We start from the raw sequence: 571 nt of genomic DNA, 5'->3' as shown, positions 1-571 counted from the left end.
AAACTGGCGGAGCAACTGATCGAAACCACGCCCGATCACTCGTTGACGCTATTTGATCGCGGCTTTTACTCCCTGGGTTTGCTGCATCAGTGGCAGCAAGCCGGCACCGAGCGCCATTGGCTGATGCCGCTGCGCAAAGGTGCGCAGTACGAAGTGGTTCAGCGTTTGGGACGCCAGGACGCGGTTGTCTCGCTAAGCACCTCGCCGCAGGCTCGCAAGCAATGGCCGGGGCTGCCGGAGCGCCTGACCGCGCGATTGCTGAGCAAAACCGTCAAGGGCAAGGTGTGTCAGATCCTGACTTCGATGGCCGATCCGCTGCGCTTCCCATCCGATGAAATCGTCGACCTGTACAGTCAGCGATGGGAGATCGAATTAGGCTTTCGGGAGATGAAACAGACGTTGCTCAACAGCAGCTATACGCTGCGCAGCAAGACACCCGAGATGATCGAGCAGGAACTGTGGGGTGTGTTGCTGGGCTACAACTTGTTGCGTTATCAGATGGTCGAAATGAGCCGTCACTGCCCAGGTGTTTACCCGTGCGAAATGAGCTTTTCCGCGTGTACATGGGCAA

1 protein-coding gene is annotated in these 571 nt (G+C 57.6%); it reads left to right on the top strand.

All coding sequences use genetic code 11. The features are described 5' to 3' along the window. Nucleotides 1-571: IS4 family transposase (locus AC3WTM_RS29540; protein WP_492587687.1), on the top strand; the 571-nt coding region annotated here is incomplete at both ends.

The organism is Pseudomonas sp. EU05-FHT14B02, from assembly GCF_058791055.1.
This window is presented reverse-complemented; position numbering and strand designations above follow the sequence as displayed.